Here is a 14,700-nt window from a genome sequence, read left to right on the forward strand (position 1 = left end):
TCACGGGAGGACCCGCGTGCAGAGAAGCCTGTTCACCGACGACCATGAGGCGTTTCGCGAACTCGCCCGTGACTTCGTCGAAAAGGAAGTGGTCCCGCACTATCCCGAGTGGGAGAAGGGCGGGCGCATGCCTCGCGAGGTGTTCAAACAGATGGGGTCGCTGGGCATGCTCGGCATGGCCATCCCTGAGGAGTACGGGGGAGGCGGTACCTCCGACTACCGCTACAACGTTGTGCTGCAAGAGGAGGCGGCTCGCGCACTGGTCACGCTGTCGACCGTGCGCACCCAACTCGAGGTGATCCTCCCGTACTTCCTTCACTACGCCAACGAGGAGCAACGGAAGCGGTGGTTTCCCGGGCTCGCCGCCGGTGAGCTTCTCACCGCCGTCGCGATGACGGAACCGGGCACCGGATCTGACCTCGCCGGTGTGCGTACCACCGCGGTGCGCGACGGCTCCGAGAACGGGGACTGGATTCTCAACGGCGCCAAGACGTTCATCACCGGTGGTATGCAGGCCGACCTCGTGATCGTCGTCGCGCGGACCTCGACCGACCCGGACAACCGGCGCAAGGGGCTCACGCTGTTCGTCGTCGAGGACGGAATGCAGGGCTTCACCCGAGGCCGCGAGCTGGAGAAGATGGGCTGCAAGGTCCAGGACACCGCCGAACTCTCGTTCGTCGACGTCCGCGTGCCCGCGGCCAACATGCTGGGCGCAGAAGGCGAGGCCTTCAGCTACCTCGGCCACAATCTTCCCCAGGAGCGGCTCACCGTCGCGGTCGGATCGGTCGCGCAGGCGCGCTCGGCGATCGCGGCTGCCATCGAGTACACCAAGAGCCGCAAGGCGTTCGGGACTCCGGTGGCGTCATTTCAGAACACGAAGTTCGAGCTGGCGGCCTGCTCGGCGGAGGTGGAAGCCGCACAGGCGATGCTGGACCGCGCGGTGGCCCTGCACGTCGACGGCGAGTTGTCGGGCGCGGATGCGGCCCGCGTGAAGCTGTTCTGCACCGAGATGCAGCAGCGGGTGGTGGACCGCTGTCTGCAGTTGTTCGGCGGCTACGGCTACATGATGGAGTATCCGATTGCGCGGTTGTACACCGATGCCCGCGTGGCCCGCATCTACGCCGGCACCAGTGAGGTGATGAAGGTGATCATCGCCAAGTCGCTCGGCCTTTAGCGATTTCGGTGCACTACCGGTCGCTGAGCGACACGTAGTGCACCGAAATACGTAGTGCACCGAAATCACTGGGGAAGCTGCGGTTTGATCTCTTCGATGACCCACTGCGCGTAGTCGAGGTACTCGTCGACGCCGCTCACGGGTGGCAGGGGAACCGCACTGACGGTGACGCCTTGTTGCGCGAGCCAGCCCAAGCGGTCGACGATCTCGGCGGCGCTCATGCCCGGCCGGCCATCGGGGTCGTCCTGCACGGTGTGGCCTTCGCCCACCCGGTTCGTTCCCAGCCCGTGCACCACGTCGAACGGGCGTCCGTCGTAGCCCGGCTGGGACTTGATGAAGTCGAGGCGCTCGGCGATCTTGTCGGGCGGGGTGAGAAACGACCACCAACCCGACGCGTACTTCGCCGCCCTGCGCAGGGCCGCGTCGGCATCGCCACCGATCCAGATCGGCAGATGCGGCTTCTGAATCGGCTTGGGCTCGAAGGCGATGTCATCGAAGGACACATACGTGCCGTCGAAGCTGGGCGAGTCACTGGTCCACAATTCGACAATCGCAGCCAGATAGTCGTCGGCGATGCGGCCGCGTTCGCGGAACGGCACACCGAGCAGGTCGAATTCGCGTTCCAGCCAGCCCACTCCGAACGTCACCATCATGCGGCCGCTGCTCATCCAGTCGGCGGTGGCCAGCGACTTCGCCAGCACGATCGGATGCTGCAGCGGCAGTAGGGTGATGCACGAATTGAGCATGATGCGCTGGGTGGCACCGGCCAGATATGCCTGCGCGACAGTCGACTGCAGATAGTGCGGACCGGACAGTTCGACGTGGTCGTTGGGGATCGCGAAATGCTCGGGCACCGCGATCATGTCGTAGCCCCACTCGTCGGCGCACTTGGCCATCCGCGTCTGGTCGGCACCCGTCACCGATGCTTCCCACGGCTGCATCATGGCCTTGAGCCGCAGCATGTGCGGGAGGTTGAACACAAGCTTCACACGGACTCCTATTACGGGATTTGGGTGCACTTCGAGTCGCTGAGCGATACGTAGTGCACCGAAATCGCCCCGGGCTACTTGAGCATGCTGCCGGCATCGATCGTCACGGGAAGGCCCGTGATGTAGCGCGACTCGTCCGATGCGAGGAACAAAACGGCGTTGCTGACATCCTCGGGCTCCACCCAGCCGACCGGTAGCACGTGCATGAACTGTGCGGCGACGGCGAGATCCTCGGGTCCGGGGTTCTCGAGGTCGGGGCGGAACAGCTTCATGGTCCCTTCGTTCATGAACAGCGGCGTGTTCACGTTCGTGGGACAGACGGCGTTGACTCGGATCGAGTGCTGACCAAGTTCGACGGCGAATGTGCGCATCAAGCCGATCACGCCATGTTTGGCGGCGATGTAGTGGCCGGTATGGGGGTAGGGCTTGAGTCCGCCGACCGAGCTGGTGAGGATGATCGAACCGCCACGCCGGGCGGAAAGCATGTGGGGGACCGCGGCTTTCACGGTTTTCCACACGCCGGAGAGGTTGACGTCGATCATGTCGCGCCAGTCGTCTTCGCTGGTCTTGTCCAGCGTTGCGCCGCCGTTGCCGATGCCGGCGTTGGCGACGACGATGTCGAGTCGGCCCAACTGTTCGACGCCGCCGTCCACGACCGCCTTGAGTGCGTCGTAGTCACGTACGTCGACCTCGGCGGTGACGATCCGGCGGTTGAGGTTCTTGACGAGGTCGGCCGTCTCGGCGAGGTCGTCCGGTGTCGCCCAGGGGATGTCGTCGTTGCTGGAGATCTGCTTGCAAACATCCACGGCGATGATGTCGGCGCCTTCTGCGGCGAGGCGCACCGCGTGGCTGCGGCCCTGACCCCGTGCCGCGCCGGTCACGAACGCGACTTTGCCCTCGACTCGTCCACCACCCATGTGTCCACCTTCTGGCCGCTCGAATTGATTGGTCGATCGATCAGGAGGGTGGCACCGATCGGCCCACGTGTCAACATTCGGCCCCCATGAGATGGCACATCGAGCGGTGTTGTGCCCTGTGGGTGCCGCGTCAGCCAGGCGGAGGCCGCGACCCGCCGGTGGTCAACGATTCCTTCAGCGATTGCATCCAGCGCCGCATGAAGTCGCGCATCTCGTCGTGTCCGAGCGTGACGCCGACCGCGTCCTCGTTGCACAGGCTGCGCGCGATCTGCACGATCAGCATCGAAACGGCGACCGGCGGATAGTCGTCGAGATCGACGCCGTGAGCACGCAGGGCCACGGTGACCGCGGCGGTCTCGATGTCGCGGACGCGCTCCGCATACGTCTTCAGTTCGGCACGAATCACCTTGCGGTGGTTCGCCAACGCCATGAACTCGGTGTTCAGGCCGGTCCGACGCAGATCGCTGTTGATCAGCCACAGCGTGTGCAACGGGTCGTCGTCGGTCAGCGCCGCGCGCATGTTCTCCAGGGACGCCTCCGCGCCGGCCCGCAACACCTCGACGAACAGATCGTCCATCGTCGGGAAGTAGTAGTAGACCAGCGCCTGTTTGACCCCGGCTTCGGCGGCCACGCGTCGCGACGTCGCCGCGGCGTAACCCTCGTCGCGCATGACCTTCGCCGTGGCCTCGATGAGGCGTTGCCGTGCTCCCGCTTCGGCTGGTTTCACCTTCTCGGCGCGCGGCATCAACGACCCTCCGCCCGAATGCTTGACCCTCTGTCGCGGCCCGTGATAGGCATGGCGCATCCTAACAGTTTGATCGATCGATCAGATAAGCTTGTGGACGCCAGGACCGAAAGGACGGCCGCTGATGACCGATCTCGCCTCGGTGGACTACTTCTCCGACCATGCGATCAGTCAGGATCCCTACGACTACTGGGACCGCCTTCGCGAGCAGGGCGCGGTGTTTCGGGAACCGAACTACGGCGTCGTCGCCGTCACCGGTTACGCCGAAGTGGTGGCCGCCTTCAAGGATCACGATTCGTTCTCGGCGGTGAACGCGATCGGCGGGCCGTTCCCGCCGCTGCCGTTCGTCCCCGAGGGTGACGACATCACCGAGCAGATCGAGGCGCACCGCCACCTGTTTCCGATCTACGAACACATGGTCGTGATGGACCCGCCGGCCCACGAGCGGGCCCGGTCGCTGCTGACCAAACTCTTGACACCACGGCGGCTCAAGGAGAACGAGGACTACATGTGGCAGCTGGTCGACAGGCAGATCGACCAGATCATCGGCCCGGAGTCCGAACAGGGGCGCTGCGAGTTCCTCTCCGAATACGCCAAGCCCTTCGCCACGTCGGCGATCATCGACCTGCTCGGCGTGCCCGAGGAGGACCGTCCGGAGTTTCTGGCCGCGCTCGGCGTCGAGGAGCGCTACGGCACGCGCGTCGGTGCACTCGACGGCGCCCCGGTGGGGCGCGACCCACTCCAGTATCTCGACGACAAGTTCGCCGGCTATCTCGCCGCGCGTCGCCGCGAACCGCGCGGCGATGTGCTGTCCGGGATGGCGACGGCGGTGTACCCCGACGGTTCGACGCCGGAGCTGATCGAGGTGGTCAAGCCGGCGACGTTCCTGTTCGCCGCGGGGCAGGAGACCGTCACCAAGCTGCTCAGCGCGGCGGTGCAGACCCTCGGGGACCGGCCGGACTTCCAGCAGATGCTGCGCGAGCACCCCGAGCGGATACCGGCGTTCATCGAAGAGGCGCTGCGCATGCACTCACCGACAAAGGTCGACTTCCGGCTCGTCCGCAGGAGCACCACGCTGGGCGGGGTGCCGCTGAAGGCCGGCACGATCGTGATGCTGTGCCTCGGCGCGGCCAACCGAGACCCGCGCAAGTTCGACGATCCGCACGAGTTCCGACCGGACCGCAAGAACGTGCGCGAGCACATCGCGTTCGGGAGGGGGATCCACTCGTGTGCGGGCGCGCCGCTGGCGCGAGTGGAGGGCCGCATCACCGTGCAGAGGTTGCTCGAACGCATGCGCGACATCCGGATCAGCGAGTCGGCCCACGGTCCGGAAGGTGAGCGCCGCTACGCCTACGAGCCGACCTTTTTGCTGCGCGGGCTGACCGAGCTGCACATCGAGTTCACACGGCGATAGAAACTCCGGCGCGCCCAGCGCCCGGCCGTGCCCGAAATGGCCGCTGACCTGGCGATGTGACAGCGGTCTAAACCCAATTTGGCTGAGACGCTTGTCACAGCGCTCAAACCTACCTACTGTGTGTTCACTAGGTTGGTTGAACGAAGGAGTTCGGTGTCCGCCACGGAGTCCGCGCGGCCGTATGCCACGCTCCTCGCCAAGGGCGAGGATCGTCGTCAGCGCATCCTCGCGGTGGCCGAACGCCTGCTCGCACGCAATGGGTGGCGCAACACCTCGCTGGCCCAGATCGCCAAGGAAGCCGGGGTCACGCCCGCCGGTCTGCTGCACCACTTCGAGTCCAAGGAGCAGCTCCTCAACGCGGTGCTCGACGCCCGTGACGCCGACGACGCCATCCACGCCGACTACCGCTCCGGCGACCTCGTCACCGAGCTCGGCCGGGTCCCCGAACGCTTCGACCGCGCGCCCGAACTCGTCGGGACATTCACCGTGCTGCTGGTGGAGAACATCGCGCCCGACGCGCCGCTGCACGACCGCCTTGTCAAGCGTTACCGCGACGCGGTCGACATCATCACCGCGATCATCGAGCGCGGTCAGCGCAGCGGCAAGTATCGCCAAGACCTCGACGCGGCCACTAAGGCCGTGGAAATCCTCGCCTTCACCTATGGAATGGAGACCCTATGGTTACTCGACCCATCGATTCAATTGGCCGAGGTGTTCAAGGGGTACGCCGAGTCGCTGGGACGCGAATTGGCGCCGCGGAGCTCGACATGAGGTACCGGCTCGACATCGTCGCCCCGACGGTGACGGACGCGGTGAAGTATGCCGGCGGCTGGATCTACGACCGGGTGATGGCCGGGTGGGACGTCACCGTGCTCGTCGGTGGTGACGAAGACGTTCGCCCGTTGACGATCCTCGGAGCCGAGACCCTCGACCTGGAAACGGTTCTCGCCGAGTGGGAGGAACGGCCGCATCCGGCCACCGTCGCTGTCGCGGCCAACATGATCGACCGCGACGCGCGGGTTCTCCAGCATGTGCGCAACGCGCTCGATCAGGGGGCGACCGAGGTGACGCTGTGGGGTGAGCGGATGCCCGCCGAGCTCGACAGCAGCGTCGATTCCGTCGAGCACCGCCTGAGCGCGGCGGCCAGGGCGTTCAAGGCCAAGGCGCTGGCCGCGGCCGGCGATCCCGGAGCCGCCGAGGTCGGCGGCTGCGAGATGTTCCGCTGCGGGATGACGGTCTCCGTCGCCGCGGATCTGGTGCCCGCCAGCTGATTTCGGCGGGCGCCGGCGGCGTCAGCGGTAGTCGCTGGATTCGGCCAAGTCGGCGGCCGAGCGCATCAGCTCGACGATGATCGGGCCGTAGGCGAGCAGCTTCGGGTTGTCGCCCGCGCGCTGGAAACCCTGCTCGAGCACGATGGCAAGCTTCCACTTCGCCAGCACCAGGTAGTAGTCGAGGTCGTCGACCTGACGCCCGGACACCTTCGCGTAGTGCTCGACGACGGCCGCGCGCGAAGGCATTCCCCGCATGTCGACGTAACCCATCTCCGAGTCCGCCGGCGCCGCGGTGTCCTCCGGCCAGCTCTGCACCATCCAGCCCAAGTCCAGCTTCGGGTCCCCGACGGTGCCCATCTCCCAGTCGACGATCGCCGCGAGCCGGGCGGGAGCCCCGTGCCGATACATCACATTGGCGAACTGGTAGTCGCCATGCATCAGGCCGGGAACGTAATCCAGCGGGCGATGCGTGCGCAGCCAGTCGGTGGCGACCTCCAAGCCCTCGATCTCGCGGCCCTTGATCCGCTCGAAGAACGCCGTCCAGCGATCGACCTGGCGTTCGTGGAAGCCATCGGGCCGACCCAAATCGTCTAGCCCCTTTGCTTTCCAGTCGACTTGGGACAGAAGCGCGATGCCCTCGGCGAGTTGATAGGCCAGGTCCCCGCGCGCAGACAAGTCGGAATCGAACGGTTCGGGCCACTTCCGATCCTCAAGATCCATCGGCGACCAGCCGTCAACGAAACCCATCAAATAGAACGGGCGGCCGAGCACCGCGGCATCCTCACAGACGGCGACGGCCTCGGTATGGGGAACGTCGGTGCCGTCGAGCGCCTCGATGATGCGCCACTCCCGCAAAATTCCCTTGTCGCGATCGGGCGGGGCGTCGGGCGGCGGCATCCGAAGCACACAGCTGTGTTCCCCGCGCCGCAACTCGTAGATGACGTTCTGGGTACCGCCCGACAGGAACCGGGTCTGCAGCGGCTCACCCTTACCGGGCAGCTCGGCTGCGTCCATCCAATCAGTCAGGCGCGCAACGTCTATCGCGTTATCGCTCACAGATTCCCCACTTCATTCTCTATGGTGGCGCCCAGGTATCTGGCGAATTTGGCCCTGGCCTTCTCCCGCTTGGCCGGAATCCACTCGCTCGGCCACGTGCCGGTGCTGGGCGCATAGTCGCGCAGCACCTGCTTGGCCACCGTCGTCTTGTGCACCTCGGTGGGCCCGTCGGCCAGCCCCATCACCGCGGCGCCGGTGACCATGCCCAGGAAGGGCATCTCGTTGGTGACACCCAGCGCACCGTGGACCTGCATTGCACGCCAGGCGATGTCGTGCAGCACCGTCGGCATCACCACCTTGACCGCGGCGATGTCCTTACGGACCTTCTTGTAGTCGTTGTACTTGTCGATCTCCCACGCGGTGTAGAGCACCATCAGCCGGAACTGCAGCAGCTGCGCGTACGAGTCGGCGATATAGCCCTGGACGAACTGCTTCTCCGACAGTCTGCTGCCCTGGGTTTCGCGGCTCAGCGCGCGTTCGCACATCATGTCCAGCGCTTTGCGGGACAGCCCGATCGTGCGCATCGCGTGATGGATACGGCCGCCACCGAGACGGGTCTGAGCGATGACGAATGCCTGGCCCTCGCCGCCCAGCAGCGCATCGGCCGGCACCCGCACGTTGTCGTAGTGGATGAGAGCGTGCGAGCCTTCGTCGTCACGCTCGCCGTGCAGTCCGACATTGCGGACGATGTTGACGCCGGGCGTGTCCGTCGGCACCAGGAACATCGACATGCCCTGATAGGCACTCACGTCGGGGTTGGTGACGACCATGACGATCAGGAACGACGCGGTTCTGGCGTTGGAGGAGAAGAACTTCTGGCCGTTGATCACCCAGTCGTCGCCGTCACGGACCGCGGTGGTGTTGAACAGTGTCGGGTCTGCACCGGCGTGTGGTTCGGTCATCGAGTAACACGAGAAGATCTCGCCCTTCAGCAGCGGGCGCAGATAGCGCTCCTTCTGGGCGTCGGTGCCGTAGTGGGCGATGATCTCGGCGTTGCCGGTATCGGGCGCCTGACAGCCGAACACGATCGGTGCCCACTGGGAACGGCCGAGGATTTCGTTGAGCAGAGCGAGCTTGAGTTGGCCGTAACCCTGTCCGCCGAGTTCGCGGCCGAGGTGGGTGGCCCACAGCCCTCGTCGACGCACTTCATCCTTGAGTGGGTCGATAACCTTGCGGCGGTTGGCGTCCAAAGGAACGAACTGCTGATCGGGGAACGCCAAGTCGAGCGGTTCGACCTCCTCCCTGACGAATTCGTCGGCCCAGTCGAGCACCTTCTGATATTCGGGGTCGGTCTCGAAATCCCACGCCATCGTGGTCTCCTTTCGCGCTGGTTCAATCTTCAGCTGAGTGCGGCGTCGGTCTTCCTCGTGTTGAACCCGACGATCAGCGCCGCGATGTCGTCGGTGACGACGTCGGCGAACGACCGGTCACCGAAAGTGCCGCTCGCCCAATGCCGGACGCCTTCGCTGACGTGCATGCCGGCCAAGCGGGAGAGGTGTTCGACGTCGACGTGCGCACCGATCTTCCGGTCCCGCTGCGCGCGGGTGAACAGTTCGCCGAACATGTCGGCGTCGGCCGTGTCGTCGACGGCCTCACCCGCGAGGATCCGGTGTTCATGCCGGTAGCCCTCGAGGATCGTCTGGATGATCAGCTCGCGCGGATTGCGGGCCATCGACCGTTCGAGGCTGCGCAGCGCCTCACCGATGACCGCCTCGACGTCGTAGTCGGCCCGCAACAGCGCGCGCACCTTATTCTGCGCCGCCCGGGTCGACAGCAGACCGACCTCGAAGAGGATGTCCTCTTTGGCGGGGAAGTAGAAGTAGAACAGGCCCCTCGACACGCCGGCGGCCCGGCAGATGTCGGCTACGGTCGTCTTCGCATACCCGTTCGTGCGCCACAACGCCATGGCCGCCTGCACGAGCGCGCGCTTCGTCTCATGCGAACGAGCCCGCTGAAACGAAGCGCGTCGTTGACCACCGTCAGCAATCGCTTCGCCGTTGGCCTTGGACACTCCGGCACTGTAACAGGGCAATTGAGGCTTGCAAATAGTTGACGTTTGTCCAACTATCTAGGGATGGGCACGACACTGGACGGTAGGCGCATCTTGGTGACCGGTGGGGCCACGGGCATCGGCGCGGCGGCGGTGCACGTGCTCACCGAGGCGGGCGCCCACGTCGTGGCCACCCGTCACACCACGGCGCCACCCAACGTGGCGGGCGTGTCCTGGGTGCACTGCGACGTGCGTGACGCCGAAGCGGTCGACCACACCGTGCGGGCCGCGGCCGAGGAGATGGGTGGGCTCGACGTACTGCTCAATGCGGCCGGACTGTGGCAGCCGGGCATCCCCGGTCAGATCACCTCCGATGACATCGAGATCCTGTTCGACACCAACGTGAAAGCCACGATCCTGACCAACCAGTCGGCGTACGCGGTGATGCGCGACAACGGCGGCGGACGCATCATCAACTTCGGGTCCGCCGAGGCGGTCATGGGCAGCCCTCTCTCGGCGGTGTACGCGGCGACGAAGGGAGCGGTGGCCGCGTGGACACGCTCGGCGGCCAGGGCTTGGGCCGCCGAGAAGGTGTCGGTGATCGCGTTGGCGCCCGCGGTACAGACGCCAGGTGCCGACCGGCTGCGGCAATTCCTCGGGCCGGCAGCGGAGTTCCTGGACGAACAGCTCAAAACCTCGATTCCGCTCGGGGGAACACTCGGTGATCCCGTCGGCGATCTAGGCCCCGCACTGGTGTTCTTCTGCAGCGAGGGATCACATTTCATGACAGGACAACTCGTCGCCGTCGACGGCGGCCTGATCATGCTCGGATAGGCCCACGAAAGGCGAGACATGCCCAACTTGCACCACGTTGTCATGCGCAGCCATTCCGCGCACATCTTCACGGCGTTTCTGACCGAGGTGATGGGGATGGCGGTGCAGTTCCAGATGCACGTGCCCGGTGAGGTGCTGGAGAGAACGCTCGGATGGCCAACGTCGGACGGGGCGGAGGTCACCATGCTCGGCACCGGCGACACGGGGCTCATCGAGGTGCTCGACGTTCCCGAGCACCTTCGTGACGTCGTGCCCGAGGGGTTGGCAGCGCTGTCGTTCATGGCACCCCACTTCGCCGAAACACGCGCGAAGGCCAGCGCTTTCGCCAACGACGTCACGATGCTCGACACCGGTGTGCCTGGCGTGGACCTGTTCTTCTGCACGATGGGCGGGGTACCCATCGAGTTCATGGGAAGCTATGTCCCCGAGGCGAGCTCCGATACCAGCGACGCGACGAACGCCTCAGTGCGGCTGCGCGACGCCTGACGCTGGGCGGCATCCTGCCCGAGCGGAACCACGCGCGCTGCCAGATCGGTGACGCCGGCGTCGCGGTAGCGGCGCAACCGCGCCGCGACGGTTGCTTCGTCGCCGACGGCCATGGTGTCGCCGACGTCCTCGGCGTCGCCGTGTTCGAGCAGGCGCACGTAGTTGGGGGAGAAGTCGGCATGCCCCAGCACCTCGCTGGCGTACGCCCGGGCATCGTCGACCTCATCGTCGGCGCAGAGCGCGACGGGGACACCGGCGACGATGCGGATGTCTTCTCGGCCCGCCTCTTTGGCCGCCGTCGAGATCCGCGGCGCCACGTAGTCGCCGATCGCACGTTCGTCGGCCATCCACAGGATGGTTCCGCCGGTGCGTTCGCCGGCGATCCGGAGCATCGTCGGGCCGAGCGCCGCCACCAACACCGGCACGGTGAAGTCCTCAGTGACGTCGACAGGGGACCTCACGTGATACGTGTCGTTGTCGACGGCGATCGCGCCCGGTCCGCTGAACGCCGCGTCGAGCACCTCGAGATAGTCGCGCACCAGCCGCGCGGGTTTGTCGTACGGCAGGCCGAGCTGGTCGGTGATGATCCAGTGGTGCGACGGGCCGATGCCCAGGGTGAACCGTCCCTCGCAGGCGATCTGGGTGGTCAGCGCCTGCTGAGCCATGATGAGCGGATGGCGGGTCTGGATCGGCACCACGGCCGTTCCGATCTCGATGCGGTCGGTGGCGTTTCCGAGTAACGCCACGGCCGTCATCGCATCGAGATATCCAGGCACCTGCGGTATCCAGAAGGTCGCGAAACCCTGCTCCTCGGCGGCTCTTCCGTCGTCGATCAGCCCACTCAGTCGCTCAGCTCGCGGGCGCTCCTTGTCGGAGCCGACCATCAGACCGATGCGCATTCATACCTCCGGTCACGGTACATAGCGGTCCCATTCGTAGGGGACGACGGTGTGAAACGGTGCGGCGAAAAGCGGTTCGACGCCGTCCTGCTGCCATCGGGACCGCAGAAGCGGCCGGAGCCGCTCCGCGACCGCCACAGGGTCGTCGTCGAGGAAGCAGTACGTAATCGTCTGCCCTGCAGGGGCACTGGCCAATCGGCCCTCGACGGGCAGCGACATCGCCGCCCACGCGCCTGCCACCCCGTCGACGTCCACCAGTTCGTCCGGAAAACCTGTGCCTCGTTCCAGCAGTAGGTACACGCCTCGATTCGGCCACCACGGCAGCACGTCGGCGCCCACCTTGATCCGTGGCGCTGCGGCGCGCTGCCGCACGTCGTACACACCGCGTTCGACGGGCGGCAGCAGTGGCAGTTTGCGGCCCGCATCACCGAGCGCCTTGGATAGCGCGAGGAACGGTTCCATGCCCTCGACCCCGGTGAAGAAGTACGTCATCACGTGATCGATTTCGTCGTAGGGAGTTTCACCCGTCCCTCGTGCGGCCCGGCACTGCGGCGTGGACACCAGGCGCAGGGATGCGCGCACCGCCCGCATCCGGTGCTGTTCGGGGCGGTGGTCGAGGGTGTGCCAGCGCAGATAGTCCGCGTCCGCGCCGTCGGGGTGGCGTCGCGCCATCGAGACGAACATGGTGGTGATGTCCCCGTCTCCGTTGGCGAGCACCTCGGGAACCTCGTCCGACGGTCTGCCCGGTAGTTGCATCCTCGTCTCCTCTACACCGAATCCGGCTGTGCCAACGGGATTTCGGGATGGCGGGCCTCGACCATGCGGCGAAAGCCGTCACGCCATCCGATTGTCGTGCGGCCCAGCACCTCGTGCATGCGGGTGACGTCGGGCCACAGCGGTGTGTGGGCTTCGGGTGTGTACTCGAAAATCGGTTCGACGCCGACCAGTTCACCCATGTAGGTGCAGTACTCCTCGACGCTGACCGTCTCACTGCCCGCCCAGTTCACCACGACCGGCGGCGTGTCCGCTGCCTCCATCGCCCTGATTGCCAGTGCGACATAGTCGTCCTCGTAGATGGGGTTGTAGTTGTTCGGCCGGTCCGGGTGCAGCCTTATCGGCCTACGAGCCAGGATCGCGTCGAGACGGTCGGCGGGGGCGCCGCCTTCGGGCCCGTAGGTGGAACAGATTCTGATGATGGTCAACGGAATCTCGTACTGTCTGGCGACCCACGTGCAGACCGCCTCGGCGGCGACCTTGGAGAAGCTGTAGTTCGCCCGCAACGGCACCCCGGGCGGATCGGATTCGGTCAGCGGCCGCTGACCCTGGTACGCGTAGATCGAGCCGGTCGAACAGAGTACGAAGCCTTTTGCGGCGCGGTACCGGTGCAGCAGGCCGCCCGAACGCTGAGCGTTCGTCTCCAGGCAGCGCGTCCAGTCTCCGGCTCCGGGATCGACCGCGGCGTGAAACACGTAGGTGAAATCGTCGGGGAGCGCGGAGAAGTCGCCGTCGCCGATATCGAGGGCGACCGGAATGACACCGGCGGCGCTCAGCCTGTCGCGGCTGGCCGGCTCGCGCAGCCGGGCTGCGCCCCACACCTCGTTATTGCCTGCCAGCTCCCGCGCCAAGGGGAACGCGATCTTGCCGGTGGCGCCGGTGATGAGGATCTTCTCGCCGTCGAGCATCCCTTAAGTCTTAGCGCACCACGCCTCAAATGTTAAGTACTTGATATGTTGGCGGGATGCAGCTCACCTTCGATGCCGAGGTGGAGGCGTTCCGCACCGAGTTCGTCGCCTTCCTCGACGAGCACCTGCCGCCGCAGGCCGAGGCGGCGGAGCGGTCCCGATCGACGGCCCATGTGCCGCAGTGGGCACGCCGTTGGCAGCGGCTGCTGTTCGACCACGGATGGTTGCTGCCGGGAAATCCGCCGGACTTCGGTGGCCGCAACGCGGGCGTGCTCGAGCAGTTCGTCCACCGCGAAGAGCTGGCGCGGCGCCGGATCTATCCGGCCTTCAATCCGCAGGGCGTCGGGATCATCGCCGCGTCGCTGCTGACCTTTGGCACCGACGAGCAGAAGCAGCGGTGGGCGGTGCCGATTCTGCGGGCCGACATGACCGCATCGCTGGGCATGAGCGAACCCGGGGCCGGTTCGGACCTGGCGGGCCTGGCGACGCGAGCGGTGCGCGACGGTGACGATTTCGTCGTCGACGGGCAGAAGGTCTGGACTTCGGGCGCACACGACGCCGATGTCATCCTGGCGTTTGTGCGCACCGACCCGGATGCGCCCAAGCACAAGGGGATCAGCGCGCTGTTGATCCCCACCGACCTACCCGGAGTCGAGCGCAGACCGTTCGCTTCGGTCTACAGCCGCGAGGACCTGGATTTCAACGAGGTGTTCTTCTCCGGCGTGCGGGTGCCCGCCGAGAATCTCGTCGGTCCTTTGCACGAGGGTTGGCGCGTGGCCAACGGATCGCTAGGCCATGAACGCACCATGATGTGGATGGCGTTCGCCAACCGGCTGGATCAACTACTGCAGGACTTCCGCCCGGTGGGAGCGGTGAACCAAGACCGCTACGCGACCATCGCGATGGACTATCAGGCGCTGCGCCTGCTCGGTTCCGTCGCGCTGGGGCAGGCGGCGCGGGGTGAACGCGACATCCCCGGCGTATCGGTGTTGAAGCTGTTCGGATCGGAGGCCGAGCAGAAGGCGCTCGGGTATGCGCTCGACGCCGCCGGCGCAGGAGGCTTACGCAGTCCGGGGCTCACCGCGCCGTACAATCCCTACAGCCCAGGCCTTTTCACCGCCGACTGGTTCACCCGCTACATCAGCACCTATGCCGGGACGATTTCGGGCGGGGCGTCGGAAATACAGCGCAACATTATTGCCCAGCGGGTGCTGGGGTTGCCCGCCCGCTGACGAGTCCCGGA

Annotated in this window: 16 protein-coding genes; 7 read left to right on the forward strand and 9 right to left on the reverse strand. The window is 66.0% G+C overall.

What is annotated here, in order from left to right:
* The first annotated feature begins 16 nt into the window (after positions 1–16).
* Complete coding sequence (locus CEX87_RS05060; protein WP_094286289.1) at positions 17–1,174, forward strand: acyl-CoA dehydrogenase family protein; 1,158 nt, start codon at positions 17–19, stop codon at positions 1,172–1,174.
* A gap of 65 nt (positions 1,175–1,239) precedes the next feature.
* Here CEX87_RS05060 and CEX87_RS05065 read toward each other — a convergent pair whose 3' ends face one another.
* From CEX87_RS05065 to CEX87_RS05075, 3 genes are all read right to left on the reverse strand, one after another.
* Positions 1,240–2,163, reverse strand: coding sequence for a TIGR03619 family F420-dependent LLM class oxidoreductase (locus CEX87_RS05065; protein WP_198957159.1), 924 nt, complete (start codon positions 2,161–2,163; stop codon positions 1,240–1,242).
* Between the two features lie 74 nt (positions 2,164–2,237).
* Positions 2,238–3,080: a mycofactocin-coupled SDR family oxidoreductase gene (locus tag CEX87_RS05070; protein ID WP_064426264.1), complete on the reverse strand. Its 843-nt coding sequence runs from the start codon at positions 3,078–3,080 to the stop codon at positions 2,238–2,240.
* Between the two features lie 130 nt (positions 3,081–3,210).
* Positions 3,211–3,825, reverse strand: a complete 615-nt coding sequence (locus tag CEX87_RS05075; RefSeq protein ID WP_064426335.1) for a TetR/AcrR family transcriptional regulator — start codon at positions 3,823–3,825, stop codon at positions 3,211–3,213.
* Positions 3,826–3,949: 124 nt separating this feature from the next.
* Here CEX87_RS05075 and CEX87_RS05080 point away from each other — a divergent pair, with 124 nt between their 5' ends.
* The 3 genes from CEX87_RS05080 to CEX87_RS05090 all read left to right on the forward strand — a co-directional run bounded on the left by CEX87_RS05080 (position 3,950) and on the right by CEX87_RS05090 (position 6,510).
* Positions 3,950–5,239, forward strand: coding sequence for a cytochrome P450 (locus CEX87_RS05080; protein WP_064426263.1), 1,290 nt, complete (start codon positions 3,950–3,952; stop codon positions 5,237–5,239).
* Between the two features lie 153 nt (positions 5,240–5,392).
* The gene (locus CEX87_RS05085) at positions 5,393–6,010 is read left to right on the forward strand and encodes a TetR/AcrR family transcriptional regulator (protein ID WP_064397130.1); all 618 of its coding nucleotides are present in this window, start codon (positions 5,393–5,395) and stop codon (positions 6,008–6,010) included.
* Positions 6,007–6,510 (forward strand): hypothetical protein, encoded by a 504-nt coding sequence (locus CEX87_RS05090; RefSeq protein ID WP_094286291.1) that lies wholly within the window; start codon positions 6,007–6,009, stop codon positions 6,508–6,510. Before CEX87_RS05085 ends, CEX87_RS05090 begins: the two co-directional genes overlap by 4 nt.
* 21 nt (positions 6,511–6,531) lie before the next feature.
* Here CEX87_RS05090 and CEX87_RS05095 read toward each other — a convergent pair whose 3' ends face one another.
* Genes CEX87_RS05095 through CEX87_RS05105 form a run of 3 tightly spaced genes read right to left on the reverse strand, consistent with a single transcriptional unit; the run spans position 6,532 to position 9,484 of the window.
* Positions 6,532–7,524: a phosphotransferase family protein gene (locus tag CEX87_RS05095; protein WP_174522789.1), complete on the reverse strand. Its 993-nt coding sequence runs from the start codon at positions 7,522–7,524 to the stop codon at positions 6,532–6,534.
* 38 nt (positions 7,525–7,562) lie between these two features.
* Positions 7,563–8,876, reverse strand: a complete 1,314-nt coding sequence (locus CEX87_RS05100; RefSeq protein ID WP_064397124.1) for an acyl-CoA dehydrogenase family protein — start codon at positions 8,874–8,876, stop codon at positions 7,563–7,565.
* A 29-nt stretch (positions 8,877–8,905) separates the two neighbouring features.
* The gene (locus CEX87_RS05105) at positions 8,906–9,484 is read right to left on the reverse strand and encodes a TetR/AcrR family transcriptional regulator (RefSeq protein WP_064397448.1); all 579 of its coding nucleotides are present in this window, start codon (positions 9,482–9,484) and stop codon (positions 8,906–8,908) included.
* A 156-nt stretch (positions 9,485–9,640) separates the two neighbouring features.
* On the opposite strand from CEX87_RS05105, the gene CEX87_RS05110 reads away from it, so the two are divergent.
* Positions 9,641–10,390, forward strand: coding sequence for an SDR family NAD(P)-dependent oxidoreductase (locus tag CEX87_RS05110; RefSeq protein WP_064397121.1), 750 nt, complete (start codon positions 9,641–9,643; stop codon positions 10,388–10,390).
* A gap of 18 nt (positions 10,391–10,408) precedes the next feature.
* On the forward strand, positions 10,409–10,876 hold the full coding sequence (locus CEX87_RS05115; protein WP_064397119.1) for a VOC family protein: 468 nt from the start codon (positions 10,409–10,411) through the stop codon (positions 10,874–10,876).
* Here CEX87_RS05115 and CEX87_RS05120 read toward each other — a convergent pair.
* From CEX87_RS05120 to CEX87_RS05130, 3 genes are read right to left on the reverse strand one after another with little or no spacing between them, the layout of a single operon-like run.
* The gene (locus CEX87_RS05120) at positions 10,807–11,775 is read right to left on the reverse strand and encodes a TIGR03564 family F420-dependent LLM class oxidoreductase (protein ID WP_064397116.1); all 969 of its coding nucleotides are present in this window, start codon (positions 11,773–11,775) and stop codon (positions 10,807–10,809) included. The genes CEX87_RS05115 and CEX87_RS05120 overlap by 70 nt on opposite strands.
* A 12-nt stretch (positions 11,776–11,787) precedes the next feature.
* Complete coding sequence (locus CEX87_RS05125; protein ID WP_064397114.1) at positions 11,788–12,531, reverse strand: hypothetical protein; 744 nt, start codon at positions 12,529–12,531, stop codon at positions 11,788–11,790.
* An 11-nt stretch (positions 12,532–12,542) separates the two neighbouring features.
* Positions 12,543–13,457, reverse strand: a complete 915-nt coding sequence (locus CEX87_RS05130; protein WP_094286293.1) for an NAD-dependent epimerase/dehydratase family protein — start codon at positions 13,455–13,457, stop codon at positions 12,543–12,545.
* 56 nt (positions 13,458–13,513) lie between these two features.
* Between CEX87_RS05130 and CEX87_RS05135 the strand changes: the two genes are divergently transcribed.
* A complete protein-coding gene (locus CEX87_RS05135) occupies positions 13,514–14,689 on the forward strand; it encodes an acyl-CoA dehydrogenase family protein (protein WP_064397110.1) in 1,176 nt (391 codons plus the stop codon).
* Positions 14,690–14,700 lie beyond the last annotated feature (11 nt).

Source organism: Mycobacterium lehmannii, from assembly GCF_002245535.1.
Classification (GTDB): domain Bacteria; phylum Actinomycetota; class Actinomycetes; order Mycobacteriales; family Mycobacteriaceae; genus Mycobacterium; species Mycobacterium lehmannii.